Here is a 25686-nt window from a genome sequence, read left to right on the forward strand (position 1 = left end):
ATCTGCGTGATGACGCGATCAGGGGAGGATGGATCTGATGTTCTTCGCCCACAGATCCCATCTGGCGCATGCCGATGCCGAGCTGGCGACGCGTACCCTCGGGCGGGCGCATCACCGCGCCCTGTACTTCCTCGGCAGGTTCCCGGAAATTTCGGTCAGCGAGCTGCTGGACGTTCTTTGCGTCACGAAGCAATCGCTTGGCAGGGTGATGCGGGATCTGATGGATCGCGGGCTCGTCTGCGGGCGGGTCGGGGAGCGCGATCGACAGCAGAAGCTGCTGTCGCTTACCGAAGAGGGACGTGCGCTAGAGCAAGCGCTTTTCGAGGACCTTAGGCGCAACATGGCGGGCTCGTATCCGGCGGCAGGAGACACAGCCGTCACGGGCTACTGGATCCTAATGCAGCATCTCATGCGCGGTGAGGCGCGGGAGCAATTTCGCAGGCTGCACTCCCGGCAGTAAGCGCCGCAAACAGGTACCGGACCAGATCGAAGGGGGGCTTCATCGACCTGGCCCGGCGGGTATCACCTATCCTGCAAGCCCGGAGGGGGTCAGCGACTTGCCGGTGGTGAGTTCGTTCTCCAGCATCGGAACCGCAGTACCGGCAATCTGCTGAAGCGCCGGGTCGGTTCCGTCCTGCGCATAACCCTTGTTCACCGCCCAGGCGGCCTGCTGGACCTGCGCCGACTGGGTCAGATACAGGTTGTCAAAGGCACCCTTGGGTGCCTTCTGGAGCAGCTTGAGGAGGGCAGCGCGGTCGGCGGACAGGCTCGAGGGCGGCGCCTTGATCGTGCGCTGATCATTCTTCAGCGCTGCCAGCAACGCCTTGTGGCTGCTCTGCGTTTCCGCCAGCACGCGCTTCGCGTAGGCCTTGACGTCGTCTCGCTGCGCCCGCGTCGCGGCGAGCTGCGCGGCCTTGATCTGGTAGAGGTTGGCGTCGGCCGCGGCGAGCACGTAATTGGGTCCGCTCTGGCTCGAGATCGGCGAGACGCCGACGTCGGCGCTGGTCATAGTTCCCGGAGTGGCGGGCGAAACGGCCTGCGCCAACACTGGAACCGGCGCAAGGGTGAGCAGAGCAGCGACAATAGCAATCTTCATCGATACCTCCGTTGTTGTTGTCAAGTAGTAAGCGAAATCAGTGGCTGGAACGATAAAGAAACGAAACGGTTCCCTTTTCCCTGACCTCACCCCGGCAAGACGTGCCCGGACGGGTGGCTGCTCGGACGTCTGGAGGTACACGGCGATGATGAACACGACGGCTCGGGGAGCCGTTCCCATGCCGGTTGAGTCTAAATCTGGTGCCGTCGGCGCCGAGGGAAAATCTGGTCTGACGGCCCTCGAAACAGCAGAATCCATATTCCCCGATCAGCGCGATGGCATCTTGCTCGTCAGGAAGGCTCGCCTTTCCGCGTCGATCGTCAGGGCGGACAGCCCGTCCCCGCCGCTGAAAAGCAAGACGTTCACGCTTCCGCGCCTTCCCCTTCCACGCCGATCGCGTCCTGCATCGGCGCCGGAAGATGGCGGTAGAGGGTGGGCACCGAGACTCCGATTGCCGGCGCGACTTCGCGCGCCGTCATGCCCGAAGCGAGCAGTTTGCGCGCGGCCTCGATCCGCTTCGGCGTCATCACTGTCTTGCGACCGCCTGTCCTGCCCTCGCGCTTCGCCACCATCAGCGCCGCCGTCGTCCGCTCGCGGATGAGATCGCGTTCCATTTCGGCCAGCGCGGCGAGGATGCGGAACACGAACTTTCCCGCCGTTCCGGAAGTGTCGATCCCATCGGTAATCGAGCGAAGGCCGACGTTGCGCTCTTCCAGCTCCGTCGCGAGGTCGATCAGACCTTTGGAGGTTCGGCCGAGCCGATCCAGCTTCCAGATCACCATCACGTCGCCGGCGCGCGCGTGTGACAAAGCTTCGGCCAGGCCGGCACGGTTCGCCTTGGCACCGCTCGCCTTGTCGCTGAATATCTTCTCACAGCCCGCCTCGCGCAGCGCGTCGAGCTGGGGCGTTAGATCCTGTTCCGGCGTCGAGACGCGCGCATAGCCGATCAGCATGAATGGTTCTCAAAACTCATCTTTCGCGCCTACCACGATCCAGCTCAATCGAGAAAGTGTTTTGATACGTGCTGCACGCCTGCTACACGTTCTCACATGGCCCCGTCTCATAATCGATCGTTTGCGAGACACGCCCGTTGCCGCGGTCGCCAAAAGCACGAACGCGGTCAGGCTCAGCGGCGAACGGTCATCAAAAGCACGAACTTTTGCCTTCAATCGGGGCCGGGACGGTGGGGACAGGCCGATTCCCGTCTGATCTTCGTGCTTTTGGCGACCGATCGCCAAACCGGAGCGGCGAAGCGATGAGCGACGCTACATCGATCCAGGGCGACTTGTTTGCGCTCGACAGCCCTTTGCTGACCGAGGTTCGCGGCGAGCGTTCGTTGATGGCCTTTCCCTTCTTCGCATTGAGCAAAGGGAAATGGACCAAGCCGCTCGCCTATAAGACCGAAACGGTGTCGATCGAGATCGTGGCGACCGCAAAGGGCGTGGCCACGATCTACGACAAAGAGGTTCTGCTTTATATCGCCAGTCTCATGGTGGCAAAGCTGGACGCCGGGGTGGGCGTGTCGCAGGACTTCTATTTTACCGCGCATGATCTGTTCCGTGTCACCGGCGTCAACGGTTCGGCCCGCTCCTATTCTCGACTGTCGGACGCACTGGAGCGGCTGCAGGGCACGCAGATCAAGACGAATATCGAGGCAGGAGGCGAAGGCCAGGCCGGCTTTTTCTCTTGGCTGTCCGAAGCGCAGCTTCATTACACCAAGACGAAGACCGGCGATAAACGGCTGAAAGCCGTGAAGGTCCGCCTGTGTGATTGGCTCTATCGAGCCATTCTGCGCGATCGGCGGGTGCTGGACTATGCGCCCACCTATTTTCAGCTCGGCCCGATCGAGCGCCGGCTGTATGAAGTCGCGCGATCGGCATGTGTGCATGGCGCGGTCGATGTTGATCTTGACGAGCTGCGGTTGCAGCTCGGCTATCAAAGCTCGCTCAAGCATTTCCGCTATGAGCTGAAACGAATAGCCGACGAAGACGGCATCCCGGGCTTCGCCTTCGATTTGATCGAAGGGGCGCCAACATCAGACAAGGGCCGCTCGCGTCGAAATGCCGGCGCTGATCGCGTCAAGATTACTCCCCGCCCCCTTCTGGCGACTGTCTAACCGCCTCCTTTATTCGGTATTGCGAATCAGCTTGGCGGTGTCGAACTGATCGGTCGGCAAAAGCACGAACTTCGGTCAGCGAAAGCATGAAGTCGGGTCGGCAAAAGCACGAACGCCCCCGCAATCGGTCGGCGAAAGCACGAAAATTTGTTCGAGTCGGTCAGCGAAAGCACGAACTTCAACTGTTTCGCGGCACCTCTTAATTCGCCAAAAATAACCGGGTGCCGAAAGCATCCTGCGTTCGGCCTGACGGGGAGCAGCTGTGACCACATAAAAGAAAGCCCGGCACGAAGGCCGGGCATCCTGGAACGTGATGAGCGATGCTTGGCGGCATCGATCGGGACGTAAGACACCCCCCTCATACCTGTTCCTGAGCCTTGGTTCAAGGGAGCGCACTTCGCGCCACGCTCTAGTTTTGCCTGGTCCCGGCCCCAAGAAGGGGACGGAAGATGGGAGCTGTTACACTCGCGAGGGCGAGCTTCATGGCGCTCGACCGCATCGAGCGAGCGCGTCCACGATCGCGATCGGGCGCATCAAATCCCACTCGTGCGCATGTTCATCCGAACAGCCGGAAGGCCGGCACGTTCGAAGAGGACTTCTTCTACAGCTACGCAAAGGGCGAAACCGATCGGCTCTACAAGAAGGCCGTGGAGTTGTTGAAGCGCAAGAACGCTGTGCGTCGGCTCGCCCGCGCCGAGGGGCGTCAACTCACCGAGGATGAGCGGCTTGTCACGCTGATCACGCCGGCAGCCGTCCGTGTGTTCGAGCAGCTTACCACCCTCGCCCGAACCTGCGCCGGCAAGGTGTTCCCGACCTGGGAATGGATCGAGACCGCAACCGGCCTGTCCCGCGCCAGCGTAGGCCGCGGCTTGTCGATCCTCGCCACAATGGGCCTGCTCGAGAAGCAGCGTCGATGCGTTCCGATCGACCCGCCCGCCGATCGCCCCAAAGCGCGCAATGCGCAGACGTCGAACGTCTATCGCATGAGTTTCCCCAACCGGCTCGCCCGCTTCCTTCCGCGCTTTCTCCGGCCCGTTCCCCTCCCCGACGATGTGGTGCAGCGGGAGGTCGATCGGATCGAAGAGATCGAGGCCATGCGTCTTTGGCGCACGCCCCGCCAAGTCGTTGCCGAGGAAATTGAGGATGAGGGCCTGCGGCGCGTACTCGACAGTCTCGCCATCGCGATCGAGAAACAAGAGTCTCAAAAAAATGGTCAACCGCTCCTAGATTCATATAATCTAAGCACAGATGGAGTTGGCCTAGTCGGCCAACGCTCTAACGCCTGACGGCGCAGACGGTCCTGATCGAACCCTCAGAGCCCGAATGGCACCAACAGCACCAAGCCAAACCGTCGGACGCGCCGCTTCGCGTCGCGATGCTCCCGAGAGGAGCAAGCGTTTACCGTCGCGCTCAAATGGCCGCCTTCGTGCTTGGTGCAGGCGTTTTTCATCGACGAACGCGACCGTAGCGCCATGCCTCCAGCGTCGGGGAGCGCACGATCGGCGCCGACGTCCTCTTTTCAGACGTTTCCGCCGTCCAAATTCGCCGCGGCCGTGGCGGCCTGGTCGACCATCATCTTGCCACGCCATCATCCACTTTCCGGCGCGAGATCCGTGGCGCGAAAATCACAGCCCGTTGCCTTCTGATTGGCTATTCCTGGATCGATGGGAAAATGGGCGCTGGCCGCCTTCTACGATCAAGCAAATAACCGGCTGCGCCTACGGTTTCCGCTACGCGGACCCTCCGTTTTTTCGCTTGATCGCGGCGCCTGCACGCCCCTTCAAATCCCATCAGGAATGAGCCTGATCGCTTAAAAGGACAGGACCATGCAAAATATCGCGGAATTTCGGATTATCGGCCGGATCGGCAAGATCACAGAGCATGACAAGGTGACGAAGGTGAACGTCGCCGCCAACTATAACCGCCAGGAAAATGGCGAATGGGTCACGGACACGCACTGGAACGAGGTGACGCTGTTCGGCAAGCTGATCGAGCGCGCCGCCAAGGCTCAGAAGGGTGACTTGGTGCATATCACGGGCCGCGTCCGCCAGAACTCATACGACAGCGCCGAAGGCCGGCGCTACACGGTGGAGCTGATCGCGGACGGCTTCGCGGTTCTCGCCAAGGGCACGGAGGATCGCGACTAAGAGCGGTCGGGGCCGCCTACCGGCGGCCCCTCTCGCCGGCGAAGTTCCAGTTCAACGGCCTCGCGCATGAAGTCCGACTGGTTCTCACCATCGCGCAGCGCGGCCTTGATCCGGCCCAACGTCCCTTCCGGAAATCGCGCCATCGTCTTTTCCGCGTTAATCCGTGGGCGACCTGCCGTTCCAGATTTGCTAGTGGTCATCGCGAGGTACGCATATTTCTGATACCACCTATTGACGTCATTTCAGATACCACTTATTACAGGTTGGGCCTTTTATCAAGGCGACGGAGGCGAAGGCCATGTTGGGTAATCTGCTGACGATCGGGCTGTTCGTCCTGATCGCTTGGGCCGTCCTTAGGGGCGGTGGTGGCGATAATCCGCGCATCTGGAGCGGAGATACGCCGGATGAGGAGGCGCGTCGCAATACGCGCACCGATTCGAATTATCGCGGTTACGACCACTGGAACAACAATTCCGACCGAGGCTGGTAAGGCGTGAAGACGATTGCCATCAATGTGGAAAAGGGCGGTGCCGGAAAGACGATGATCGCCTGCCATGTGGCATGGCATCTCGCAGACGCGGGCCATCGCGTGCTGTTTCTTGATCTCGATCGCCAGTGCAACGCGACCGATGCGCTCGCCGACTTCGAAAGTCTTGGCACCTGTAAGCCGCTGTTCGAACCGGGCTATGTGCCGCCTGCCAGCTTTCCTCGACTTGCGATTTACTCGAACCGTATGGGCGGCGAGTATGACGCCGATTACCCGCGCGCGCTCACCAATCTCAGTGCGAACTTTCCGGCGCTCGATCCGTATTTTGACTATTGCGTCATCGACACGCCCCCTTCGTGGTCGTGGATCAACTTCGCAGCACTCTTAGTGTGTAATCACCTGATCGTGCCCGTCGAGCTGGGGCCGTTCGGTCCCGCCGCAACCAAGCAGGTTTCGGATTCGATCGCGACGGTGAACAGCAAGCGCCGAACTCCGATCCATGTCGTCGGGCTGATCCCCAACCGCGTGCGGGCCAATGACAGGCATCAGATGGACATGCTGGCCGCGATCAAGAGCAAGATCGGCCGCAACCTATTCAGCACCTATCTTCCGGAACGCGCACATTACAGCCAGGCCATCCAAGAGCATGTGCCGGTGTGGCGGTTCGAAAAGGACGTGCGGACCTCGCTTCCCCCGATGCGCGCCTTTCTCGAGGAAGCCATGACCCGGATCGGGAGCCACGCATGACAGACTTTACCGGCTTTGACGTTTTCAGCGAGAAGGCGGCGGTTGCGGACGCCGATCGCGTCCAGCTCCTCGATACCGAACTGCTCTATCCCGATCCGGAGAATGTTCGCAGCCATATCGACGACGCGACGATCGACGAGATGGCCGAGACCATCAAAGAGCGCGGGCAGCTCCAACCGATCACCGTTGCGCGGAAGGATGCCGATGGGCGCTATCGGATCATGTTCGGCGAGCGGCGCTGGCGGGCGTGCCAGAAGCTGGGCGTTCAGGTCCGCGCGATAGTCAGCAAGACTGATGATGTTGAGCAGGTTCGCATCGATCAGTTCATCGAGAACGATCAGCGCGAGGATCTATCGACGGCCGACATGATCCGGTTTGTCACCGGCCAGGTCGCGAAGGGGCGTTCGCTCGCCGAGCTGGCGCGGGCGACGGGCCGCAACAGGACGTTGCTTACCCGCTATCAAGGACTCGCCAAGGCTCCCGACTATATCGCAGGTCTGTTCGCCGATATTTCGATGAGAAGCGCCGTCGCGCTCACCCAAGCCGCCAAGACCGACGATGCGGCAACTCGCGCGTTCGTCGCTAACACCGCGCCCGAGGATATGACCGTGCTGGCGTGCGAGCGGTTCGCGCGTGAGGTTGGCGCGAAGAAGTCCGCGCCGAAGCCAGCGCCGGCCTTTGAGGAGGAGACGCTGCCCTCTGTTCCGCAATCCGACGGGACCTCTGACGCTACGCCCATCACCTCGCCGTCAGGAGCAACAACGGACGAGATCAGGGACGACGAAGCCGATCGCGCGTTGGACGAGACGATCGTTCCGGTTGCGCCAACGATCGGCGAGGCCCCTGCCCCGCGCGCTGCGTCCAAGCCGAAGGGCGGCAAGCAGCGAGTGGAGCGACCGACGATCGAGATCGAGGGCAAGCGTGCGATGGTCGTCGAAGCGCTGGTGCATTTCGACGGTGAAACAGAACCGCGGATCGTAAGCTGGCGCTGATCGACGGTTGAAACGGAGAGCGTCGGCAGCGGCCGACACTCACGCCCTGGTCCCATCCTTCCTTTCCGCGACTTCATCACTTCCAAGACGGATTGGGTGTGCCACGTGGCACACTTGAAGGTTGATTTTGGTGGGGTATGTTTAATGGCAGGATAGGTGTTGCGGTGTCGGATGTATTACATTATCCCTATGCGGGCCATGCCAACCTCGTCGCACCCTGCATCCCCCACCAAGGAATCAGCGATGTTGACGGCGCGTGTCGATCGCGAGCTGCTGGCGGCCTTCGACGCCGTGGCAGAGGGCAGGGGAGGGCGCAGCGCCCTTCTTCGCACGGTCCTGCAACAGTCGTTGAAGCACGTTGCCGATGCTCCCCGGATCGCGCCGAGGGCAGAAAGCCCCAGCAATCGCGTGAACCTGCGCTTCACCGATGCAGAAACGTCTGTCCTCGATCACAAGGCGGCCCAGCGCGGTGTTGATCGAGCGGGATGGATCAAGGCGCTTGTGCGCCGCCATCTTGGCCTCAAGGGTAGCGTCGACGATGGCCTGCGCGATGCGGTGGCCCCGATCCGGATGCAGCTCACGCGGATCGGTCGAAATCTCAACCAGGCCATGAAGGCGGGGAACGCCGCGATGATGGCGGACAGCGGGTTGCAAATCGATCGCGAGCTGCGCCGCATTGCCGACATGCGTGAAGAGATCAACGAGCAGATCGCCGCGCTGGCGGACGTGCTGCGTGGCGAGACCGCCTTTTGGGAGGTAGTCGACTAATGCCGTTTGGAGATCGCGAGGATGAGCTGTGGGGCGCATTGAAGCCGAGCTTCAAGCCCCGTCTCGTGAGCGATCCAAACATTCGCTATGCGCGGCACCTGGTCAACGGCACCGGCCCATTCGCGGCCCGATCAGCAGCCTCGTCGATACATGCGAGCTTGCGAGGCTCGGCCAAGGCCACGCTCGCGCGCGTTGTCCGACGCACCCCGGAGGTGCTGGTCAAAGTCACGGGGCGCAAGAAGGGGGCCAAGCATCTCGCCGCTCATCTCGACTATATCGGCCGCCACGGGGATATTCCGCTTGAAACGCGGGACGGCGAGTTCGTCGCTACCAAGGACGACGTGCAGCAGATCGCCGATGAGTGGTCCGATGCGCTTTATTGGCGGCGCGGCACAACGGTTTCAGCCGTGGCGATGGTGTTCTCCATGCCTGCCGGCACCGATCCGGAGACCGTGAAACAAGCGGTGCGCGAGACGGCGGAACGCATGATCGGCGACAATCACGATTATCTTATGGCGCTTCATACGGATACGCCGCGCCCGCATGTCCATCTAACGGTGCAGGCGGAGGGGCTTAATCGCACGCGCTTCGATCCGAGGCGCGAGGATCTGTTTCGGTTTCGAGAAGCGTTTGCCGAAGCGCTGCGCAGCCGTGGCGTCGAGGCGGAGGCAACGCCGCGCTATACACGCGGACAGGGGAGGGCGGGGACCAGCATGGCGCTGACCCAGTTGCGTGCGCGTATTCGCAGCGGCGCGTCTCGTCAGCCTACCGAAACAGACCTACGCCAAGCGCGCGAGGCGATGCAGATCGCCCTTGGTAAAGCTGAGCAACCTGCGTTCGTCTCGAAGACGCGAGAGCGGTGGCAGGACACCAAACAACGCTACGAAGTGGCGGCTCAACAGCTCGATCGCAGCGCCGACCACGAGGATCGAAAGCTCGCGCGTGACGTGCGGCAGTTCATTCAGGAGCGTGCCAGCATCGAAACACTCCCCGATCGCATGTTGCGCGAGGCGGAGGCGCGCGTGAAAGTTGCCCAGGAGCGGACAGATCAGGATCGGCGACCCCCTGATCGGGGTGTGCCACGTGGCACACCTCCTCCCACGAGGCGGCGCTGAGATGAGGCATCGGCAGCGCAAATTCTCGATTTTTTTCGACCGTCTGCTAAGTTGCATTGGCAGGGCGGTGAGGCGGTGAGTACGAGTTTGCGAGAAACTGATAGAATTGCGGCACTTCGGCGTTATCAGATTCTCGATACCGCGCGCGAAAGCGATTTTGACGACGTTGTAAAATTGGCCGCCGAGGCGCTTGGCGCCCCGATCGCAGTCGTCAATCTAATCGCCGATGACCGCCAATGGTTCAAAGCCGAGGTCGGCATTGGCGCGCGCGACGCGCGGCTTATCAGCTTCGTGGCCGCAATCCCCAAATCTCACATGTGGTCATCATCTCGATCGTGATTTCTGCAATATCTGGTCCTGGGCCATCTCGCGAACGCGCTGTTCCTGCCGCGTCTTCACCTCGATGCCGGCGATCGCCTCACCGCGGCCGAGCCGAGCCGCCACCTCTTCCTTGCGTTCCGCCACGAACTCGCGGCGCTTCGCGTGATCGTCGGGGAAGCGTTCGGTCGCGACTGCCATAGCAAGCGCAACATGGCTTTGCGCCTTGCGCAGCTCGGGGTCTTTCGCGTTTTGCACATCAGACTGCCGACGGAAGCGCTCGGCCAGATCGGAGCGAGGCTCGGCCTGTTCTTTCGTATCGCGAGCCTGGTTCGCCGTTCGCGTAGATCGGGCTTGGTTGTCGGGGGTGCCGGCCTGACGCGCTTGCTCGCGTTCAGCCGCAGCCCTGGTCTTCTCATCAGGCTTATAGCCATCGACTTTGATCCCCTGCGCCGAGGCGGCGAGGTAGGCGGCGCGCTGAAACTCGGCATCGCCGCTGACCTTGATCGATGTCCATCCGTTTTCCTTGGCGAGCCGGATCAGGTCGGGCAGTGAGTCCCGATCCTTTGCCTTGATCCGATCGGGGGTGAGTGTGGCCACAGCCTCTTTGTCATGCGCGCTGCGATAGAGCTTGTTCCCGACGCGGAGGAACCGAGAGTCCAGCTCAGCAGGCACTTCCATCGGTCGCCGGCGACGGCTTTCGCCTTCCTTGCCAGCGCCGGTCGCTTCGACATTCTCAACCATGTCACCGCTCCTGTTCGATTACACCTACAACCTCGTTGCCACGTTGCTCGGCCAACACGTCGATGAGCATGTCCGGGTGATCTTGGGTGACGACGCAATCCATCGCGAACGTGAAAGGATCAGGATCGGTTAGCTGGTCGAACGTCGGCATGACGCAATCGGGCAGGTCCTCATCGTCGCGCAGCGTTCGCGGAATCTGCGGCACCACGGGCGCGGGATGCACGCGCGCGCGGAACAGGCTGTCGGCATAGTAGCGGATTTTGTCGCCATGAATCGGCGGGATTCCGCCGCGCAGCAGCAATAGTTCGTCGTCGGGAAACTGCATCAGCTCTTGCGGGAGCAGGAGCGCACGGCGCTGGTCCGACATCGACTTGGAGCGGTTGGCGAGGACGCCGTGTATCGTAAGCGATTTGGTGATGGACTCCTGTCCGATGTAGCCGATCCGCTCGGATAACTCATTAGCGACCCGCAGCTCTTTGGGCGTGAAGGCGACTTCGACACCGCAATTGGCGACGATTTCGTTGGCGACATGCTCGCCATAGACGGCGCGGAGCTGCGATCGGGACTGGATCACCGGAAGAAGACGGATGCCGTAGCCGGCGACATAGGAGAAGGCGCTGGCGATCACCTGGGCGCGGCCGATGCGCGCAAACTCGTCGAGAATGACGAGGATTTTCAGGGGCGTGGTTTCATCCGGCAGATCGCGCACGTTCAGATCGACGAGCTGCTGGAAAAGGAGATTATAGAGGGGGGCGACCCGATCCAGTTCGTCGGGCGAGACGCCAAGATAGATCGACATGGGCTTGGTGCGCAGTTCGCGCAGATCGAAGTCGCACTCTTCTGTTGCCGCATCGACGCGCGGGTTGAGCCAAAGGCTCAATTTGGAGGTGACGGTCTGGACGATGCCGGCGAACGTGTTGTCCGCGCCCGATGTGAAATCTGCGAGCGCATTACGGCACCCCTGCGAAAGAACGAGCGAGCGATCGTCAAGAACGCGGCGGAAAAAGCCCCGCGTGTCGCCGGTCGTCATCAGCCGGTAGATCGCGCCGATGGTGAACGGCTGATCGGCAACCGCGAGATACGCCCCGACGCCGACAAAGGCCGTGCGCGCCGAGTCCGTCCAGAAGGGCTCGCCACGCTCAGGCGGCACGAACAGCATGGTGGCGATCTTCTGCAGCTCGATCACCACTTGGTCGGTGTCGGTGCGATCAATATAGCCGAGGGGATTGTAGCGAGCGGTCCGCCCTTCCGGGTCGGTCGGGTTGAACAGATAAACCGCTTGCCCATAGGTTTGCCGAAACCCTGCCGTGGCGTCCCAATTCTCGCGCTTCACGTCGAGAACCACGACGGATTCCTGCCACGACAACAGGTTCGGAATGACAATGCCGACACCTTTGCCCGAACGGGTAGGGGCCTCGACGATGCAATGTTCGCTCCCGCCGAATGTGAGGAATTTGCCACCCTTCTTGCCAAGGACGATGCCGCTGCCGGCACGGAAACCGGCGTGGCGGATCTCGCCTTCCTTCGCGAAGCGCGCCGCGCCGTGCAGCGGCGGCTTCCGCTTCAAGACCCACCACAGCATGAGGCGCGCGATGAGAACACCAACCAAGCCACCGCCGGCGAGGGCCTTCAGCACGACCGGATCATGCCGATAATACCAGAAGAACGCCGGCATCTTGAAAATGTCGAACTTTGCGCTGGGGAGGCCGAGGTAAATCCACGCCACGACCGATGCGATGAGGAAGGCGACGACCAGCGCGACGGGAATGCCCATCGCGAGGATGGTGCCCTTTCTAGGCTGCATGGCGCCCTGCCGGATCATAGTAGATCTCGGTGATCCGAAACTCGCCTTCCTCCTTTTTCATCTGCACCACGACATCGACGAGGATTTTCAGCAACGAGCGGATGTCGTCGCGTGCGAGGTCAGCGCCGCCCTCGCTTTCCTTCACGAGTAGGGTCAATTGCTCAAACGCCAGCTCGGCCGAGTCCGCGTGGATGGTGGTGATCGAGCCGGGGTGGCCGCTGTTGACGTTGCGGAGATAGAAGAATGCTGTGCCGTCGCGCAGCTCTTGGAGCAGGATCCGGTCTGGCCTCATGCGCAGCGCGCTTTCCAGCAGTTCCTTGGCTGTCACCTTGGCGGTGCCGGTGCCATCCTTGCTGTAGATCATGTGGACCACATTCTTGTGCGGCACCACCAGTTCGCGCGTGTCCTCGATCGTCAGCAGGCGCTCATGCTCCGGGATGAGCTGGATCAGGCCCTTGGAAAATGTCGTTTTGCCTGAGCCCGTGGCGCCGGAAATCAGAATGTTGAGCCGGCTGCGCACTGCGAGTTCGAAAAACTCCACGTGCCTCCCCGCATGGAGCAGGCCGAGTAGCCTTTCTTCGACGGGGCTGACGCGCTTGCTCGCGACCTTCGTGTCCGCGAACAGGCCGCCCGCCTCAAAATCCTGCATGGTGAGCGTCTTCGTCGACGGCTTGCGGATCGTGATCGACACCGTGCCGTCGGGCACCACAGGAGGCAGCACGAGCTGGACGCGCTCGCCGGTCGGAAAAATTGTCGAGCAGATCGGATTTTCGCGCGTCACGTCCTGCGAAGTGAAGGCCGCCGCTGCGCGCGCGAGTTGGTTGAGCGCTTCGAGCGTCAGATCCTCTTCGCTCTCCCAGGTCCAGCCTCCGCGCCGCTCGACGCCGATGATTGTAGGCTCGTTGATGATGACTTCGGTAACGCCGTCGTCATCGAGGTAGCGCCGAAGCGGCCGAACGGCATGATCGAGGATTGCCGTGTTGCGGAACGGGGCGTTCATTTCAGACCCAGGCCATAGACTTGCGAGAAATCGAAGTCCTTGGCGACGGTGATCGCCAGCTCGGACCCTTGGTTGACGCGCACGATCGGGCGAATGTTCTGGGTGTCCTGGAGAATTTGCGAGGTCGTATCGCCCGGCGTGCGGAACACTGACGAGCCTTGCGGACTGACGGCCTGGCCGGCGATTTGCCCGCCAGCGTCAAGCACGCTGAACAGCATCGCGGCGCCGAAGCGCTGCCAGAAGAATCGATCGATCTTGCCGGTGATGCCGGCGCGGCCGAGCGGATCGGAGGCCGGCGAGCCGATGTCGATCGCGACGCCACGAGGGGTGACAGCGCGGGTCCACATCGCGAACAGCCGATTTTGGCCGCGCTGCAATCCGCCCTGATACTCACCGAAGACCCGCGTGCCTTTCTCGAGCAGAACGACACGACCATTATCGGAATAGACGTCCCGAGGAATGATGCATGTCGTGTAGCCGGGCACGCTGCTGTCCATTGCGATCTGCAGCGTGCAGGGGATGATGGCGCCTGCGGTGACGAGATAGTTACGGTCCCCGATCATGCGCGCCGAGGCCGTGCCGATCGACGAGGTTTGTTTCAGCGTATCGAGGTTCGTCGTCCGGGGTGGCGTGCTACCTCCGTCGTTCTGACCATTGCCGGAGGCAACGCCGGCGACGTCGCTCAGCGCGCGGCTGACGCCCTGATTGGCATTGTAGGCGATCAGGGTCGATCGCCGGGCATTGTCGCGCAGCTCACGCGCCTCGTTAGCGCGCCGCTCGGCTTCGCTGACGCCCCGACTTTGCTGACCGCCTGCTGATCCATAGGGCGTGATCGGCTGTCCATCGGGGCCGATCGCCGGCACCTGTTCGCCGGCGAGCTGGACCGGGGCGTTCGGGTCGCGGGGCGCCGTCGCCAGCGTCGGCGCTATGACCGAATTGGGATCGTAGGGCGCTTCCGCAGCGGGAGGAGGAGCCTTGCGAGCTTCGAGCGCCTTGTTGTCGCTCCCCGAGCCGGTGACGAGCGACAGAACGCCGAACACGACAGCGCCGGCCAGGGCCGCGCCCACCACCATCTTCTTATTGTCCCATTGGACGGCATTGAGCGACGGGATGCGGTTCGGACGATCGGCTGCAGGGGCGCGGTCGATTTCATTCACGTCGGGCGTCGCATCGACGTCGAATCTTTTATCGGACACGTCAGTTCTCCGTCGTGCGCTCAACCGCTTCCGAGGCCGTGTCCGTCTTGGGATCGCGGCCGTAGAAGCTCGGGCTTTCGTTGTAGATGCACAGCACCACCTTCCCCCGGCGGAGGCGCAATTCCTTGTAAACACCGTGGATGACGACAAACTCGTCGCGAACGTCGAACGGCGCAGTTGCCTCGCTTCCGTCCGGATTGACGGTGAAGATGGCGGGGATCTCGCGCTGGTTTGGGAAGCGCAGGACCGTGAATTGCCCGTTGTCGCTAACTTCGGACGGTTGAAGGTCGGACGAGCCCTGGACCTTGTAGTTGAGATTGCGCGTGCCTTCGAGGACGCCTATATCGAGCGCCGCCTTGATCGCGCCGTTCTGCGCTGCGAGGGCGGCGGCAAGCTGTTGGCGCTGCGCCGCCAACCGGGCCTGCGCAGCTTCATATTCAGGGTAGCGGAGTCGGACCTTGAAGAACGTACCCGGCGACCGCGCGGACGCGACCGCCGATAGTTCGAAAGTGTAATTGCGCTTGGTCCCTTGGAAATCCGTCACCACAATCAGGTTTGTGGCACCAGCACGCTCGCGAGGCTTCACAAAGAGGGAGTTTTCAGCCGGCGCGACCTCCCAGGAAACCGTGTCGCCCATCGCTACGAACTTGATGACCTCACCGGGAGCAAACTCAATCTGCGTCGCGGTCCGGAACGCGCTCCGAATTTGGATCACGTTACCGTCGGTGTAATTGACCTCGCGGATGCGGGCGTCGGGGCCGCGCTGCGCCGGGGTCTGTGCCAGCGCCGGTGTGGCCGTCGCGGCGCCGATCGCCGCGGCCAGAAGCAGGATCGTCTTCATCGTGCGGGAACCTCCACGTCGGCCCGGTATGTCTTCACCTGAAATCCGAGCGGATTGGCGTAGCGACCGGACTCCGTTTCCGGCTTCGACAGCACATCGAAAGTGATGGTGGCGATGGCTGGTGTCTCGATCACCTGCTGATCGCGCTGGAGCCGCTTGATGAACCGGACCTGCGCCACGTTCGGCGAGATAAAGGCGACCGACTTGATCGCTACGAACACCGCATCGCTGGCGGTGAATTGATTTTGCGGAGAATCTGGATTGTCCTTCTTGTAGAAGGCCGTCCAACGAGTCTGTTCCTCCCGCGCCGACAGCGCCAACACTTTGCGGAAGAACTCCTCGCGCGCTTGGGGAATCCAGCCCTCCCGAGCGCGCACATAGTCCGCGAGGAAATATTTACGGATCGCCTCGTCATAGGTGATCGTCTTGTCACCGCGCAGCTCCTGGGTGACTTCCGTGGCCCCCGTTGAGCGGTCGACGGTCACGACATAGGGCACGACCGTCTTGAGCGGCGACAGCGCCAGCACGGCGGCGGCGCAGATCGCGGCAAACACAATCGCGACGACCGCGACGATCCAGGCAATCCGCCGCGAGCGGACCGCAGCAACAAACCGGTCCCTGTCCCAGCTTTCCGCTTCCGCGAAGTAAGCCTTCAGATCTTCCTCTTTATCCTTCACGCCGATCGCCATGTCAGCAACTCGCATATGAGGTGTGGAGCGCCACGGCGGGGCCGGTGCCTGTGGCGGAGGCGCCGATAGGGGGCACCTTCTCGTTGCGCGACGTGTCCGGCCCTATAGGGGCCGGCGTGGCGCTCTCAGGAGGGAAAAGGTTGGTAGTGGGCGGAGGCGCAGGCTGTGGCGAGGGTGTGCCACGTGGCACACCTCCAGCGGACGGCACCGTGGCGGCCGAGGCTGCGTTCCGGGCCGGGATCGTCGGCAACACCGTCCCATAAGGGTTGGCAGGCCGTTTTTGCCGCCCGTTACAGCGAGGCAGCTTTTCGTCCTTGGCGGCGCTTGCCGGGACCGATGGAGTAAGGGCCGCGAGGGCGAGAAAGGCCAGTGCCGAGCCGAGCTTCATGCCGGGTCTCCCGTTAGCTGTTATTGTAGAGGGTGCCGCCAGCGGCACGTGATTCAGCTCGCCGAGCACGACTTTGCTGCCAGCGATTGAGGGCACGCTGCGGTGCGTTTGACCATGCGCGTCCGATCATCGGTGCGATGCCGCCTGTTGCGGCGTTGGCAAACTGCGATGCCAATGAAGCGCCGCCGCCGCCGAGACCCGCTGCCATGGCCGGTATTTGTAGGAAGAAGAAAAACCCGAGCGCGTAGAATCCAAGGGCTTTGACTGCCGCAAGGATCAGAGAGTCGTCTTGCGTGATAGCGTCGATAAAGGCGTCAGCAGCGTTGGCGATGAATACCGTCACCAATAGCGAAAAAGCCACGAGGATGACGTAATTTACGATGCTGCCGAGCCACTGGAAAAAGAATGGCCGGGTTGAATCGAATAGCAGCGCGGCGACGAAAAGTGGCCCAACAGCAGCGAGAAGAGACAGCGCGAAAAGGGCGAATGCGCAGATCGCGAAGCCAAGGGCCGAGGCCAGTAACGCGGCCAGCATGATGACGACGTTGATGATCTCGCTGACAATGATCTCATCCCAATTATTTGGGATTCCGACGAGATTCTCTCCTTCCTCAGCAGTGTGGGCAGCCACGATCTCTTTGATGTTTGCGATAGCGCGAACCGCGCCCTTCAGAATGCCATCGAAAAAGCCGCCCAGGCCATTAACGTCCTGTGCGCCAACGGCGTTCGCAACTTCCCTTGGCAGACCATTCATAGCGAGCAGCCCGACCGAAGCGCCGTAGAGCGTCGTCACCGCGAACACGAGGGCGGCGAGCTTCATGCCGCGATAGACGAACTCTCGGAACGGATACTCGACCGCGCCGCGCAAAATCGCGAAGCCGAGGAGGATGATGTAGATCGTCACACCCACCCGGAGCGGGCCGGAAATCCAACCGATCACGCCCGCATAGGTGGCGATCACGCCCGCTAAAGCAGCGTTGAGTTGGTTGAACATCTCCGTGTAGATATTGAAACCCATCACCCGACCCCGGATTGTTAAACGTAAATTAGATGCCGGCTTCCTTGCGAAGCTTGTCCGTCTCGGCACCATTTGAAATTGACGTTTTTGCCGCATTCACACTGTTGCAATTGCCAATGACCACGGCGGGCCATGAAGCGGGCGGGCGTTGAGACGCTCGCCACGCTCCACAGATCTTATCCATCTCCGCGAGTTCATCCCGATGCTGGAGGTAATACTTTGTCATCCGAGCCGGCATGTCAGATCGCAGCTCGCGATTCTCAGGGACGGAATCATTCTTGCCGCACGCTGCCAGCACCAGCAGGCCGGGGATGATCCAAAGCCCCTTCGTCATGGATTGACCCCGGCCTCAGTCCGCAGCTTGTCGATCTCGGCCTTGTTCGACGCGAGGCTGCGCTGATAATCGGCTTGAGCCTTCGCGCGGCGCTGAAGCTCGATCGCCTGCAAGCCCATCTGATCGTTCATTATCTGCGCCTGTTCGAGCTGGAGGCGCGCCGACATATCGGCGCGCTCAGCAGCCGACGTCGAGCCATTGAGACGGTTGCGCAGCTCTTCGAGGCCCTGGCGCCGGCTCGTCACCGCATCGCCGACATTCCCGGCCAGGCCCGTTGTCACAGCGGCCTCGCGCGAGCCTTGTTCATAGGCGGCGCGTTGTTCCGGCGTCATGGTTTGCGGGCCGCGGCCGAGAAGATCCTGATAGACGTCGTTCGCCTTGCCGCGCAGGCCGCCGATGACGTTGAGGTCGCCATTGGTATAGCCGTCGAGGCTGCTGGACGACACAGTGCTGGTTCGTAGCACGTCGTTCTTGAGCTGGCTGGCGACATTGCCGATGTCGGTTGCTTTGTTGAGGTCTTGGTACAGCTTCTGAGCTTCACGAATTTGGTCAGCGCCCTGCTGGATGACCTGAACGCCCTGCCGCACCTGCTCGATCTGCTGGAGGATCGAGTTGACGTCGTGGACGGGAATGCCCTGCGCATGTGCCGAGCCTCCCACCATCGGTGCCGATGCCGACAGTGCGAGAGCGAAAACCTTCAATCTACGCATGTCCCTTCTCCTTCAGCTTGGACGACGACGTTGGTGGAATACGGGGAGCCAGTTGGCGGGGTCCGGGCCAAACTCGGACGCGGCCGCGACGGCGATAGACGTCGTTTCGGCCCGGCCCGACAGCACGGCCAGCTCGTCATCGAGGCCGGTTAGGTCCAGCTCGACCACCACGCTGTCGTGCCCTTGCTTGACGAGGAACTTGCGCGATTCCGGCGACAATTCCTCGCGAATGAGCTGATATTCGGCATCGGTGAGGGAGAAGCCCTCCACATAGTCGCGGCGCGCACCCTTGGGATTGGGGAGCATCACCTGGGTCGCGACCTGTTCGAGGATCGAATGGGCAATATCGCTCTTGAGCGCGTCCGCTGGCGACTGCGTAGCAAACACCATCATGGCGTTACGCTTGCGATATGTCTTCAAACCGTCCTGCGCGAAGCCCCGGAACGCCTCGTCTTGCAGGGCCTTCCAGAACTCGTCGATGGCGATGATCGTGCGCTCGCCGGTCAGCAGCTTGTCGATCCGATGGAACAGGTAGAGCATCAGCGGCGTGCGGACCTCGCCATTGTCGAGAAAGTCCGTCATGTCGAAGCCGATGAAGCGCGCATCGAGAGTCAGCAGATCGGAAGGGTTGTCGAACACCCATCCCATCGATCCGCGAGACGTCCATTTTTCGAGGCGGGCGCCGATGCCGCCCGCATCCGCCATGCCGAGCATCGTGCGCAGCGCGTCGAGTGAGCGATCTTCGCGCGGGAGCCGCATCACTGCGGCGATGCCCTCGTCGATCATCCGCTCTTCCTGCACCGTGATTGGGCGGCTTTCCGCACGGACGAGCTGGCGCACCCAAAGCGACAGCCAGGCTCGATCCTCCGCCGTGTTTTCGAGCGCCTTCAAGGGCGCGAAACCCGTCGGCTTGCCGTTCTCGAGCGTCAGATAGGTGCCGCCCGATGCCAGCACGAAAATCTGTGCGCCGCGATCCTTGTCGATGAAGATCTGGCGTGCGCCCGTCTTCTCGGCCTGCGCCATCAGGAAATTGACGATGACCGTCTTGCCGCCCCCGGTCGGGCCGACGATCAGCGTGTGGCCTATGTCGCGCTTGTGGAAACTGAAGAAATAGGGGCTGCGCGCGCTCGTCTTCATCAGCGCGATCGCGTCGCCCCAATGATTGCCCGTCGCGAGGCCAGCGGGATATGTGTGGAAGGGCGAGAACGCTGCGAAATTGAGCGACGTGATCGGCGCCGGCCTCGCGCGCCACGCAAAATTGCCGACGAGCTGGCTCCAGTAGGCCGCTTCCAGCGCCGCGCCCTCGCGTGCTGCCACCATGCCCGTGTCGGCCAATGCCGCGCGGGCGATCGACATATTGTCGCGCAGCCCCTTGAGGCTGTCGGAATAGACCGCGAGCGTGAAGTGATGATCGCCCAGGACGAAGCGGTTGGACATGAGATCGTCGGCCGCGCCGACGAGATCGAGCATCTGGCTGACGGCGCGGTCGTCGGCGTTCTCCATCTGCTTTTGCCGCAGCCGGAAGCGTTCCGATGCCGCTGCGCGGCCAAGGAAGGTGAAGGATTGCGTCAGCACGAAGCCGAAATCGACCGCCAGCAAGGATTCGAACTGACGCGGCGTCGTGAAGGCGGGATATTCGCGAATGCCGAAGATTCCGCCGAACGCGCTGCGATCAGCATCGCGGACCTCGACCGTCTCGCCGCCGAAAATGACCCGTTGTCGATAGAGCGCGCTGCCCAGATGCCCGCGGATGATCGGGACGCGGCGATGCCGCCCCGTCATCACCATTTCCACGACTTCGAGCGTTTCGGAGAATTTGAGGCCGTTGTGCCCATAGATCGCAAGCCGGCGCGGCGAGCAGCGATCCATCAGCTTCTCGAAGTCACGCGCCTTGTCCTCCAGCGCCTCCAGCAGATCGGCATCCACTTCATCGGCCTCCGCTTCCGCCTTGGCCTTGTTCTTGAAGAGCTGGACCAGCTTGTCGGCGCCGTGGACCGAGGGACGAAGCACCAGCGTCACGAAGAAGCGGTTGATGAACAGGCGCTCCTTGTTCATCCGTGCGAAGTAGGCAGCGTCCAGCTCGCGCGCGAACCGCGAGCGGAAGTTGCCACCGGGATATTGCTCGACCCGTGCCCGCACGAGATGCGTCCAGATCGACAGACGATCGTCATGCAGGTTGCGCAGCATGCCGTTGAGCTTCGCGTGCCAGTCGTTCAGATCGCGCACGTCGGCCGTCTCGAAAGCACGGCCCTGCAGCTCGAACGTCAGCATGATCGCGCCGGAATCCAGCATCACCATTTCGTCGGTGACGTGCCGCGCATACGGCAGGAACTTGGTCGGCATCACTTCCTTGAGCGCGACCTTCATCGGCACCTGATCGGACAGGCGATTGGCCCTAGCCATTGCGGCCGAACCCCTTTCGCTTGATGCCTTTCAGAGGAAGCGGCGTGTAGCTTGACCCGCCCCAAAAGGCCCGGTTGCGGTTCGCAGCTTTGGTGCGACCCCATAGGAAGATGAGCCGGAAGGCATTGACGTCGTGGCGGACCACGAGGCGAGAGATGCCGAACATCACCGCGGCGACGACCAGTCCATAAATGGGATTGGTCGTGCCGATCAGGGTGATGACCGAGGCCAGGAGGATCACCACCGCCGCCTCGATCGGGATACCGGCGAACAGCGCAGGCCGCGTCACCGCCAGGAACAGCGGATTGCGCGCCATCACTTCCCGTTCTTCATCCACGCTACGCACTCCACGACACATGAGATGAAGCGGGGCGTCGCGGACGCCCCGCCTCCATAAGCGTCAGCCCTGGAGCTGATCGACGATCCACGGCGCCGAGAAGATGATTGCGATGCCGATGATGACGGTGACGAGCGCGCCGGTGTTCACCCGCCCCGTGAGCCACCCGAAGCCCGCTGCGATCAGCGCCAGGATCGCCACGATACGCAGAAGCCCGTTGCTGAGCAGGCCGAGGACCGCATTGCCGAAGCTCTCCAGATTGGTTTGCGCGAAGGCGGGCTCGGCCGACAGCAGCGACGTCAGCGCCACCAGACCGAACATCGACAGCACCCGCGAGACCTTGCGCTGGCGCGGGGTCATCGCGTCGACATGGTTGGTGACGCGGGTTCGGAGGGCCAGCGCCGGCCCACCGAAAGATGCGAGATTCATCGGTTTTCTCCTTCTCCGGCGAGCCGCGCTCGCTCATATTCCGCCCTCGCAAACACGTCCCACGATGGCGGCGGTGGGGATGGCGCAGCCTCAGGCTGCTCCAAAGTGGACGTATTTTCCTCGACCAGCGCGGCGAGCTGCGCAGCGGCGCTCGCCCCTTCGCCGGTATTCGCTGCACCCGTGAACGCGCTCACGCGCGCTGCGACGGGGCGGATTCCATCGGAGACACCGGCATTGCCGACGACCTTCTCGACATAGCCATTGGTGAAGCCGCGCGACTGCGACCCGGTATTATACATGGACAGAGCGACGCGGAGGGCGCGCTGGGGATGAAGCCCCGCGCGCACGCTATGGTAATTGCCGGACAAGACGGCGCCGGCAGCGGCGATGTTCGTGCATGGGTCGAATACATTGTCCCACGTCAGGCCGAGGGTCTTCATGTTGCGGGAATTGATCTGCCCAAGGCCAAGATCTACCGAATAACCCTTGCCGACATAGTAGCGGGCAGTCTCGACTGCCTGCGCCAAGCTCGTGGCTGGCGACGGCTGACGCTTGAGGCCGTTGACGCCGATCGCCAGTTCGAACCCGTGGCTTTCGGTCTGCACAATCGCCGCGATCGTTTCGGGTGCCACTTGCGGCGCACATTGCGCTGCGAGACCCATGACGACTGCGGCGGGGAGCGTCATTACCGCTCCAATGTCTCTGAGCCGAGCGGAGCGCCCGGTTGGGCCGAGGCTTCCGCCTGAGCCACCTGCGCTGCTGTCGGCACCGTATAGCGCGTCCGCGTGCCGTCGGTCATCGTCATCATGACGTAGCCAGGCCGCCCGTTCTTCGGTTTGGTATAGTCCGCTTTGCTCACCCCACCGGCGCTGCAGGTCGGGAACCCTCCCCCGAGCGCCAGATGCGAGATCAGCTTTCGGATCGGCGGAACGCACTCGGCAAACTGCATCCATCCGCCAGGGTTGCTGGCGCACAGCAGCACCTCACAGGCCCATGTGTTTTCAGCACGGGCGGGTGCAGAGGCGAACGGTGCCGCCACAAGGGCGGTAGCCGCGAGCGACGCAAACAAGCGATTAGCCATGTTTTCACTCCACTGGTGATTTAGGCTAAATCGCGATGTTGCCGGGGGCTAGTGTGAAAACGCTCCCATGGCTCGCTTCATCCTTTTTTGAGAACGGTTCGCAGATAAGTCCGATTTGGGTCAGAAACTGCTTGCATCCTGTAATCCCTGGCAGGGATGGACGTGAATGACCCCCTCATAACCATAGCCCAGAACTATATGGCGAATGGCAGAAGAAGCCTTTTTATACAATCGGATACGCTTCTTGTCATAGAGGCCGACATGGTAGAGGCCGGTGCCGCGCCAACTCACGCGAACATTGATGTGCCATTTGCCCGTTTCATGCTGGCAGACATGAACGTCTGTTATCGACCCGCCCGGCGGACGTTGCGTCGTGAGCTCGCGTTCCAGTATAAGCTCTAATTCCATTGTTACCCTGCTAAAGCGATTTCATAAGTTTTCGCTGGCGCGCCTACGCCCCCGCGCTGTAACCAAATATCCGTCCTGCAACGGAGGTGTCCATAGATGGCGCGGCGCGACACATCATCGATTGAAGAGCAGGCGGACCGCATCGTCCGTCAGCTCGGCGGCAAATGGCAAGGCGACTTCGCCATGTGCCGTTGTCCGGCCCACACAGACGGCAAGGCCAGCCTGTCGATCCGTGTCGGCGATCGGGCCGTGCTGTTCCATTGCTTCGCCGGCTGCACCGCCGACGCCATCATGGCGGCGCTGCGGTCGGGCAAGATCCTCGCACCCGCCGACCATGACCCGGGCCAGCGTCAGGAGGGCAAGGCCGACCTCAACAAGCTCGCTGTGGCGGTCTGGCGCCATGCCGACCCTTTTGCAGGCACGCTCGCCGACCGCTATTTGCGGGAGGGACGCTCGATCATTTCCGATGGGATCAATGCTCGTTTCGATCCACGCTGCCAATGCGGCGCCGGAGCGGCCAAGGCGTTTGCGCCAGCGCTGATCGTGCCGATCGAGGAAGACGCCGGCGTGATCGCCATCCACCGGACCTTCCTGACGCCCGATGGGCGCTGGAAAGCCGATATGGACGAGCCCAAGCGGATGCTGGGCAATCCCGGCGTTGGGGCCGTCCGCTGGGGCGGAATCCCGCGTGACGGCATCCTACGCCTTGCTGAAGGCGTCGAAGATGCCGCGAGCGTCATGAACCTGCTTGGGCCTGGCCACTTTGTATGGCCGGTACTCGGGATCGAGCGGTATCAGGCCGTCGCCATCCCGCAGAGCATCCACACCATCGTCATTTACAGCCAGCATGGCGGCGAGGCAGCGCGCGCGATCGAGCGCGCCACCCCGCACCTGACGGCGGACGGCCGCCAGCTCGTCGCCAAGCCGCCGCCCCATGCTGGCGACTGGAATGATCTGTTGCGCGAGATCCGTTCGCTATGAAGCTGTTTCCCGGAGCGACGCGATTCCAGCGATGGACGATGGGCGCGACGTTCCTGATCGTAGCGACTTACGCGATTTCGCAGAACAAGCAGGCGCTTGTTGAAGTCTCGAAAACGCGGCTGACGTCGCCTAACCCGAGGATCATAGACGGCGATACAGTCGATTTTCCCAATGGACGGGTGCGGATCGTCGGGATCGATGCGCCGGACGACGATCTGCCGCAGCTCAAGACGATTTCCAGCGAGGCACTGAGCGAATTGGCGGTGCGCGATGGTGGAATGGACTGTTCGGTGTCGATGTTCGACTATGCGATGCGGCGGGAAAATCAGTGCCGGACGGACCCCAAAAGTTATGGACGTCTCAACCTCGCCTGCCGGTTTCCCGCCAATAAAGCGAGTGTCGGTGCGACAATGGTCGCCCAGGGATATGCGGTGGACTACCGCGTATTTTCTGGCGGGGCGTATGTTGATCTAATGCAGAAAGCAGCCGCTCGACGGGCCGGGTTATGGGGCGTTGATTATGAGCGGATGCGTCAACTCGCAGTTCGCCGGGCACAGGTGCCACAAGGATGCAGCGTCGGAACGATCAAGCAATAGGCCGGGCCTGCCTTCGGCCCGCGCTCTACTGCGCGCCGCTATCGCGGCGCTCCGCGGAACCCCGCCACCGGGTTTCCGCCCATCCGGGTGACGATCGGGCTAGGCCACAGCAGACCGCCCCTGCGGGCGGGCGGCGTTCATCGGGAAACAGCTCCAATGCTTGAACGCGGTTCCCCGGCGGCGATCCTGATCGGCCGTTGGGGCGCGGCGCTGTCGCTGGTCGTCGGCGCGGTCCTGATCGGCCGTGTCCTCCGTAATTACCCCTACCTGCTCCCGAACCGTCTTCCCGGCCTGGTCCTCCACGAGTTGGGGCCGGCGCTGATCCTCGCGCTCGTGATCGGCCCCGCCATTGCCATTACCGATGACGGCAGATCGCGCCCCGGCATCCCGGCGCGGCTCGCGCTGTTCGCGCTCGCCGCCCTGGTCGCCGGAGGCGCCGTCCTCGCCTACGAGTTCAGGGCCGGGCTTGGGGGGCAATGGCTGTGATCGAGCGGCCGCATATGTGCCACATGGCACACCCTGACCTGGATCTCGCAAGGACGTTAGCGGGCAATGCGCGCGGCTTTCTGGGCTATCCGTCGCCTGGGACGATTGATCGCCCCTTACAGGATCGCTTCTATCGGCTCGCTATCGCGCTCGAGCTGGCGCTGAAATGCTATCTCGTCATTCACGGTCATACCGACGAGAGCAACCGCGCTATCGGGCACGACCTGCGGCGTGCCACTACCGCTGCGGAAGCCGAAGGACTTATCCTCGCATCGCCGCTCTGTGCCCTGATCGACGACACGCACCCGTTCTTCATGCAGGGTGGCTTTCATCGGGAGCGGCGGACAGACTGGAACCATGAGCGCGCCGATCGCGCAACGTCCACCCTGGCATCGCTGCTCGATCAATTCGACGCGCTCTCCGGCGCGGCGTGACCCCGTGACGACACGGAGCCG

32 protein-coding genes are annotated in these 25686 nt (G+C 62.3%); 14 read left to right on the forward strand and 18 right to left on the reverse strand.

What is annotated here, in order from left to right; all coding sequences use genetic code 11:
* Positions 1–28: 28 nt before the first annotated feature.
* On the forward strand, positions 29–460 hold the full coding sequence (locus ACFFJC_RS19645; RefSeq protein WP_379489082.1) for a MarR family winged helix-turn-helix transcriptional regulator: 432 nt from the start codon (positions 29–31) through the stop codon (positions 458–460).
* 66 nt (positions 461–526) lie between these two features.
* Here ACFFJC_RS19645 and ACFFJC_RS19650 read toward each other — a convergent pair whose 3' ends face one another.
* Positions 527–1252 (reverse strand): DUF4142 domain-containing protein, encoded by a 726-nt coding sequence (locus tag ACFFJC_RS19650; protein WP_379489083.1) that lies wholly within the window; start codon positions 1250–1252, stop codon positions 527–529.
* A 206-nt stretch (positions 1253–1458) separates the two neighbouring features.
* Complete coding sequence (locus ACFFJC_RS19655) at positions 1459–2049, reverse strand: recombinase family protein (RefSeq protein ID WP_379489084.1); 591 nt, start codon at positions 2047–2049, stop codon at positions 1459–1461.
* Between the two features lie 302 nt (positions 2050–2351).
* On the opposite strand from ACFFJC_RS19655, the gene ACFFJC_RS19660 reads away from it, so the two are divergent.
* The 3 genes from ACFFJC_RS19660 (at position 2352) to ACFFJC_RS19670 (ending at position 5359) form a co-directional block, all read left to right on the forward strand.
* Positions 2352–3212, forward strand: coding sequence for a replication initiator protein A (locus ACFFJC_RS19660; RefSeq protein WP_379489085.1), 861 nt, complete (start codon positions 2352–2354; stop codon positions 3210–3212).
* Between the two features lie 482 nt (positions 3213–3694).
* Positions 3695–4498 carry an RNA replicase gene (locus ACFFJC_RS19665; protein WP_379489086.1) on the forward strand — a complete coding sequence of 268 codons (804 nt, stop codon included), beginning with the start codon at positions 3695–3697 and terminating at the stop codon, positions 4496–4498.
* A gap of 540 nt (positions 4499–5038) precedes the next feature.
* Positions 5039–5359, forward strand: coding sequence for a single-stranded DNA-binding protein (locus tag ACFFJC_RS19670; RefSeq protein WP_379489087.1), 321 nt, complete (start codon positions 5039–5041; stop codon positions 5357–5359).
* Here the strand turns inward: ACFFJC_RS19670 and ACFFJC_RS19675 are convergent.
* Complete coding sequence (locus ACFFJC_RS19675; protein WP_379489088.1) at positions 5356–5502, reverse strand: YlcI/YnfO family protein; 147 nt, start codon at positions 5500–5502, stop codon at positions 5356–5358. The genes ACFFJC_RS19670 and ACFFJC_RS19675 overlap by 4 nt on opposite strands.
* A gap of 155 nt (positions 5503–5657) precedes the next feature.
* Between ACFFJC_RS19675 and ACFFJC_RS19680 the strand changes: the two genes are divergently transcribed.
* From ACFFJC_RS19680 to ACFFJC_RS19705, 6 genes are all read left to right on the forward strand, one after another.
* Positions 5658–5849, forward strand: a complete 192-nt coding sequence (locus ACFFJC_RS19680) for a hypothetical protein (RefSeq protein ID WP_379489089.1) — start codon at positions 5658–5660, stop codon at positions 5847–5849.
* 3 nt (positions 5850–5852) lie between these two features.
* On the forward strand, positions 5853–6593 hold the full coding sequence (locus ACFFJC_RS19685; protein WP_379489090.1) for a ParA family protein: 741 nt from the start codon (positions 5853–5855) through the stop codon (positions 6591–6593).
* Positions 6590–7585, forward strand: a complete 996-nt coding sequence (locus tag ACFFJC_RS19690; protein ID WP_379489091.1) for a ParB/RepB/Spo0J family partition protein — start codon at positions 6590–6592, stop codon at positions 7583–7585. Before ACFFJC_RS19685 ends, ACFFJC_RS19690 begins: the two co-directional genes overlap by 4 nt.
* Positions 7586–7828: 243 nt before the next feature.
* Positions 7829–8353, forward strand: coding sequence for a plasmid mobilization protein (locus ACFFJC_RS19695; protein ID WP_379489092.1), 525 nt, complete (start codon positions 7829–7831; stop codon positions 8351–8353).
* Positions 8353–9468 (forward strand): relaxase/mobilization nuclease domain-containing protein, encoded by a 1116-nt coding sequence (locus ACFFJC_RS19700; protein ID WP_379489093.1) that lies wholly within the window; start codon positions 8353–8355, stop codon positions 9466–9468. Before ACFFJC_RS19695 ends, ACFFJC_RS19700 begins: the two co-directional genes overlap by 1 nt.
* An 87-nt stretch (positions 9469–9555) precedes the next feature.
* Positions 9556–9807 (forward strand): hypothetical protein, encoded by a 252-nt coding sequence (locus ACFFJC_RS19705; RefSeq protein ID WP_379489094.1) that lies wholly within the window; start codon positions 9556–9558, stop codon positions 9805–9807.
* On the opposite strand, the gene ACFFJC_RS19710 is transcribed toward ACFFJC_RS19705, so the two are convergent.
* The 15 genes from ACFFJC_RS19710 to ACFFJC_RS19780 form a co-directional block, all read right to left on the reverse strand.
* Complete coding sequence (locus ACFFJC_RS19710) at positions 9793–10530, reverse strand: LPD7 domain-containing protein (protein WP_379489095.1); 738 nt, start codon at positions 10528–10530, stop codon at positions 9793–9795. The two genes, ACFFJC_RS19705 and ACFFJC_RS19710, sit on opposite strands and share 15 nt — an antisense overlap.
* A gap of 1 nt (position 10531) precedes the next feature.
* A complete protein-coding gene (locus ACFFJC_RS19715) occupies positions 10532–12352 on the reverse strand; it encodes a type IV secretory system conjugative DNA transfer family protein (protein ID WP_379489096.1) in 1821 nt (606 codons plus the stop codon).
* The gene (virB11, locus tag ACFFJC_RS19720) at positions 12324–13334 is read right to left on the reverse strand and encodes a P-type DNA transfer ATPase VirB11 (RefSeq protein ID WP_379489097.1); all 1011 of its coding nucleotides are present in this window, start codon (positions 13332–13334) and stop codon (positions 12324–12326) included. Before virB11 ends, ACFFJC_RS19715 begins: the two co-directional genes overlap by 29 nt.
* Complete coding sequence (gene virB10, locus ACFFJC_RS19725) at positions 13331–14530, reverse strand: type IV secretion system protein VirB10 (protein ID WP_379489098.1); 1200 nt, start codon at positions 14528–14530, stop codon at positions 13331–13333. The genes virB11 and virB10 overlap by 4 nt, the downstream gene beginning before the upstream one ends.
* Before the next feature lies 1 nt (position 14531).
* Complete coding sequence (locus ACFFJC_RS19730) at positions 14532–15371, reverse strand: TrbG/VirB9 family P-type conjugative transfer protein (RefSeq protein WP_379489099.1); 840 nt, start codon at positions 15369–15371, stop codon at positions 14532–14534.
* Positions 15368–16060, reverse strand: coding sequence for a VirB8 family type IV secretion system protein (locus ACFFJC_RS19735; protein ID WP_379489100.1), 693 nt, complete (start codon positions 16058–16060; stop codon positions 15368–15370). Before ACFFJC_RS19735 ends, ACFFJC_RS19730 begins: the two co-directional genes overlap by 4 nt.
* A 401-nt stretch (positions 16061–16461) precedes the next feature.
* Positions 16462–17466: a type IV secretion system protein gene (locus tag ACFFJC_RS19740; protein ID WP_379489101.1), complete on the reverse strand. Its 1005-nt coding sequence runs from the start codon at positions 17464–17466 to the stop codon at positions 16462–16464.
* 28 nt (positions 17467–17494) lie between these two features.
* Positions 17495–17800 carry a hypothetical protein gene (locus tag ACFFJC_RS19745; protein ID WP_379489102.1) on the reverse strand — a complete coding sequence of 102 codons (306 nt, stop codon included), beginning with the start codon at positions 17798–17800 and terminating at the stop codon, positions 17495–17497.
* Positions 17797–18510, reverse strand: coding sequence for a type IV secretion system protein (locus ACFFJC_RS19750; RefSeq protein WP_379489103.1), 714 nt, complete (start codon positions 18508–18510; stop codon positions 17797–17799). The genes ACFFJC_RS19745 and ACFFJC_RS19750 overlap by 4 nt, the downstream gene beginning before the upstream one ends.
* 12 nt (positions 18511–18522) lie before the next feature.
* Positions 18523–20913, reverse strand: coding sequence for a VirB4 family type IV secretion/conjugal transfer ATPase (locus tag ACFFJC_RS19755; RefSeq protein ID WP_379489104.1), 2391 nt, complete (start codon positions 20911–20913; stop codon positions 18523–18525).
* A complete protein-coding gene (locus ACFFJC_RS19760) occupies positions 20906–21250 on the reverse strand; it encodes a VirB3 family type IV secretion system protein (protein ID WP_379489105.1) in 345 nt (114 codons plus the stop codon). The genes ACFFJC_RS19755 and ACFFJC_RS19760 overlap by 8 nt, the downstream gene beginning before the upstream one ends.
* A gap of 63 nt (positions 21251–21313) precedes the next feature.
* Positions 21314–21679: a TrbC/VirB2 family protein gene (locus ACFFJC_RS19765; protein WP_379489106.1), complete on the reverse strand. Its 366-nt coding sequence runs from the start codon at positions 21677–21679 to the stop codon at positions 21314–21316.
* A complete protein-coding gene (locus tag ACFFJC_RS19770) occupies positions 21676–22365 on the reverse strand; it encodes a lytic transglycosylase domain-containing protein (protein WP_379489107.1) in 690 nt (229 codons plus the stop codon). The genes ACFFJC_RS19765 and ACFFJC_RS19770 overlap by 4 nt, the downstream gene beginning before the upstream one ends.
* Positions 22365–22760, reverse strand: a complete 396-nt coding sequence (locus ACFFJC_RS19775; protein ID WP_379489108.1) for a hypothetical protein — start codon at positions 22758–22760, stop codon at positions 22365–22367. Before ACFFJC_RS19775 ends, ACFFJC_RS19770 begins: the two co-directional genes overlap by 1 nt.
* Positions 22761–22880: 120 nt before the next feature.
* The gene (locus tag ACFFJC_RS19780) at positions 22881–23168 is read right to left on the reverse strand and encodes a hypothetical protein (protein ID WP_379489109.1); all 288 of its coding nucleotides are present in this window, start codon (positions 23166–23168) and stop codon (positions 22881–22883) included.
* A gap of 96 nt (positions 23169–23264) precedes the next feature.
* Here ACFFJC_RS19780 and ACFFJC_RS19785 point away from each other — a divergent pair, with 96 nt between their 5' ends.
* From ACFFJC_RS19785 to ACFFJC_RS19800, 4 genes are all read left to right on the forward strand, one after another.
* On the forward strand, positions 23265–24149 hold the full coding sequence (locus ACFFJC_RS19785; RefSeq protein ID WP_379489110.1) for a DUF7146 domain-containing protein: 885 nt from the start codon (positions 23265–23267) through the stop codon (positions 24147–24149).
* A complete protein-coding gene (locus tag ACFFJC_RS19790; RefSeq protein ID WP_379489111.1) occupies positions 24146–24745 on the forward strand; it encodes a thermonuclease family protein in 600 nt (199 codons plus the stop codon). The genes ACFFJC_RS19785 and ACFFJC_RS19790 overlap by 4 nt, the downstream gene beginning before the upstream one ends.
* 156 nt (positions 24746–24901) lie before the next feature.
* The gene (locus ACFFJC_RS19795) at positions 24902–25231 is read left to right on the forward strand and encodes a hypothetical protein (RefSeq protein ID WP_214202507.1); all 330 of its coding nucleotides are present in this window, start codon (positions 24902–24904) and stop codon (positions 25229–25231) included.
* Positions 25222–25665: a hypothetical protein gene (locus tag ACFFJC_RS19800; protein WP_214202508.1), complete on the forward strand. Its 444-nt coding sequence runs from the start codon at positions 25222–25224 to the stop codon at positions 25663–25665. Before ACFFJC_RS19795 ends, ACFFJC_RS19800 begins: the two co-directional genes overlap by 10 nt.
* The last annotated feature ends 21 nt before the right edge of the window (positions 25666–25686 follow it).

The organism is Novosphingobium soli (assembly GCF_042432915.1).
In the GTDB taxonomy this organism is placed as follows: Bacteria; Pseudomonadota; Alphaproteobacteria; order Sphingomonadales; family Sphingomonadaceae; genus Novosphingobium; species Novosphingobium soli.

Bases quoted from the DNA above. Each gene is read 5' to 3' on its own strand.
- ACFFJC_RS19730 (WP_379489099.1), bottom strand. From the start codon at position 15,371: ATGAAGACGATCCTGCTTCTGGCCGCGGCGATCGGCGCCGCGACGGCC.
- ACFFJC_RS19690 (WP_379489091.1), top strand. From the start codon at position 6,590: ATGACAGACTTTACCGGCTTTGACGTTTTCAGCGAGAAGGCGGCGGTT.
- ACFFJC_RS19695 (WP_379489092.1), top strand. From the start codon at position 7,829: ATGTTGACGGCGCGTGTCGATCGCGAGCTGCTGGCGGCCTTCGACGCC.
- ACFFJC_RS19755 (WP_379489104.1), bottom strand. From the start codon at position 20,913: ATGGCTAGGGCCAATCGCCTGTCCGATCAGGTGCCGATGAAGGTCGCG.
- ACFFJC_RS19735 (WP_379489100.1), bottom strand. From the start codon at position 16,060: ATGGCGATCGGCGTGAAGGATAAAGAGGAAGATCTGAAGGCTTACTTC.
- ACFFJC_RS19740 (WP_379489101.1), bottom strand. From the start codon at position 17,466: ATGGGTTTCAATATCTACACGGAGATGTTCAACCAACTCAACGCTGCT.
- ACFFJC_RS19745 (WP_379489102.1), bottom strand. From the start codon at position 17,800: ATGACGAAGGGGCTTTGGATCATCCCCGGCCTGCTGGTGCTGGCAGCG.
- ACFFJC_RS19710 (WP_379489095.1), bottom strand. From the start codon at position 10,530: ATGGTTGAGAATGTCGAAGCGACCGGCGCTGGCAAGGAAGGCGAAAGC.
- ACFFJC_RS19770 (WP_379489107.1), bottom strand. From the start codon at position 22,365: ATGACGCTCCCCGCCGCAGTCGTCATGGGTCTCGCAGCGCAATGTGCG.
- ACFFJC_RS19790 (WP_379489111.1), top strand. From the start codon at position 24,146: ATGAAGCTGTTTCCCGGAGCGACGCGATTCCAGCGATGGACGATGGGC.
- ACFFJC_RS19750 (WP_379489103.1), bottom strand. From the start codon at position 18,510: ATGCGTAGATTGAAGGTTTTCGCTCTCGCACTGTCGGCATCGGCACCG.
- ACFFJC_RS19645 (WP_379489082.1), top strand. From the start codon at position 29: ATGGATCTGATGTTCTTCGCCCACAGATCCCATCTGGCGCATGCCGAT.
- ACFFJC_RS19665 (WP_379489086.1), top strand. From the start codon at position 3,695: ATGGCGCTCGACCGCATCGAGCGAGCGCGTCCACGATCGCGATCGGGC.
- ACFFJC_RS19700 (WP_379489093.1), top strand. From the start codon at position 8,353: ATGCCGTTTGGAGATCGCGAGGATGAGCTGTGGGGCGCATTGAAGCCG.
- ACFFJC_RS19775 (WP_379489108.1), bottom strand. From the start codon at position 22,760: ATGGCTAATCGCTTGTTTGCGTCGCTCGCGGCTACCGCCCTTGTGGCG.
- virB11 (WP_379489097.1), bottom strand. From the start codon at position 13,334: ATGAACGCCCCGTTCCGCAACACGGCAATCCTCGATCATGCCGTTCGG.
- ACFFJC_RS19765 (WP_379489106.1), bottom strand. From the start codon at position 21,679: ATGAATCTCGCATCTTTCGGTGGGCCGGCGCTGGCCCTCCGAACCCGC.
- ACFFJC_RS19655 (WP_379489084.1), bottom strand. From the start codon at position 2,049: ATGCTGATCGGCTATGCGCGCGTCTCGACGCCGGAACAGGATCTAACG.
- ACFFJC_RS19785 (WP_379489110.1), top strand. From the start codon at position 23,265: ATGGCGCGGCGCGACACATCATCGATTGAAGAGCAGGCGGACCGCATC.
- ACFFJC_RS19670 (WP_379489087.1), top strand. From the start codon at position 5,039: ATGCAAAATATCGCGGAATTTCGGATTATCGGCCGGATCGGCAAGATC.
- ACFFJC_RS19715 (WP_379489096.1), bottom strand. From the start codon at position 12,352: ATGATCCGGCAGGGCGCCATGCAGCCTAGAAAGGGCACCATCCTCGCG.
- ACFFJC_RS19675 (WP_379489088.1), bottom strand. From the start codon at position 5,502: ATGGCGCGATTTCCGGAAGGGACGTTGGGCCGGATCAAGGCCGCGCTG.
- ACFFJC_RS19800 (WP_214202508.1), top strand. From the start codon at position 25,222: ATGGCTGTGATCGAGCGGCCGCATATGTGCCACATGGCACACCCTGAC.
- ACFFJC_RS19680 (WP_379489089.1), top strand. From the start codon at position 5,658: ATGTTGGGTAATCTGCTGACGATCGGGCTGTTCGTCCTGATCGCTTGG.
- ACFFJC_RS19780 (WP_379489109.1), bottom strand. From the start codon at position 23,168: ATGGAATTAGAGCTTATACTGGAACGCGAGCTCACGACGCAACGTCCG.
- ACFFJC_RS19660 (WP_379489085.1), top strand. From the start codon at position 2,352: ATGAGCGACGCTACATCGATCCAGGGCGACTTGTTTGCGCTCGACAGC.
- ACFFJC_RS19795 (WP_214202507.1), top strand. From the start codon at position 24,902: ATGCTTGAACGCGGTTCCCCGGCGGCGATCCTGATCGGCCGTTGGGGC.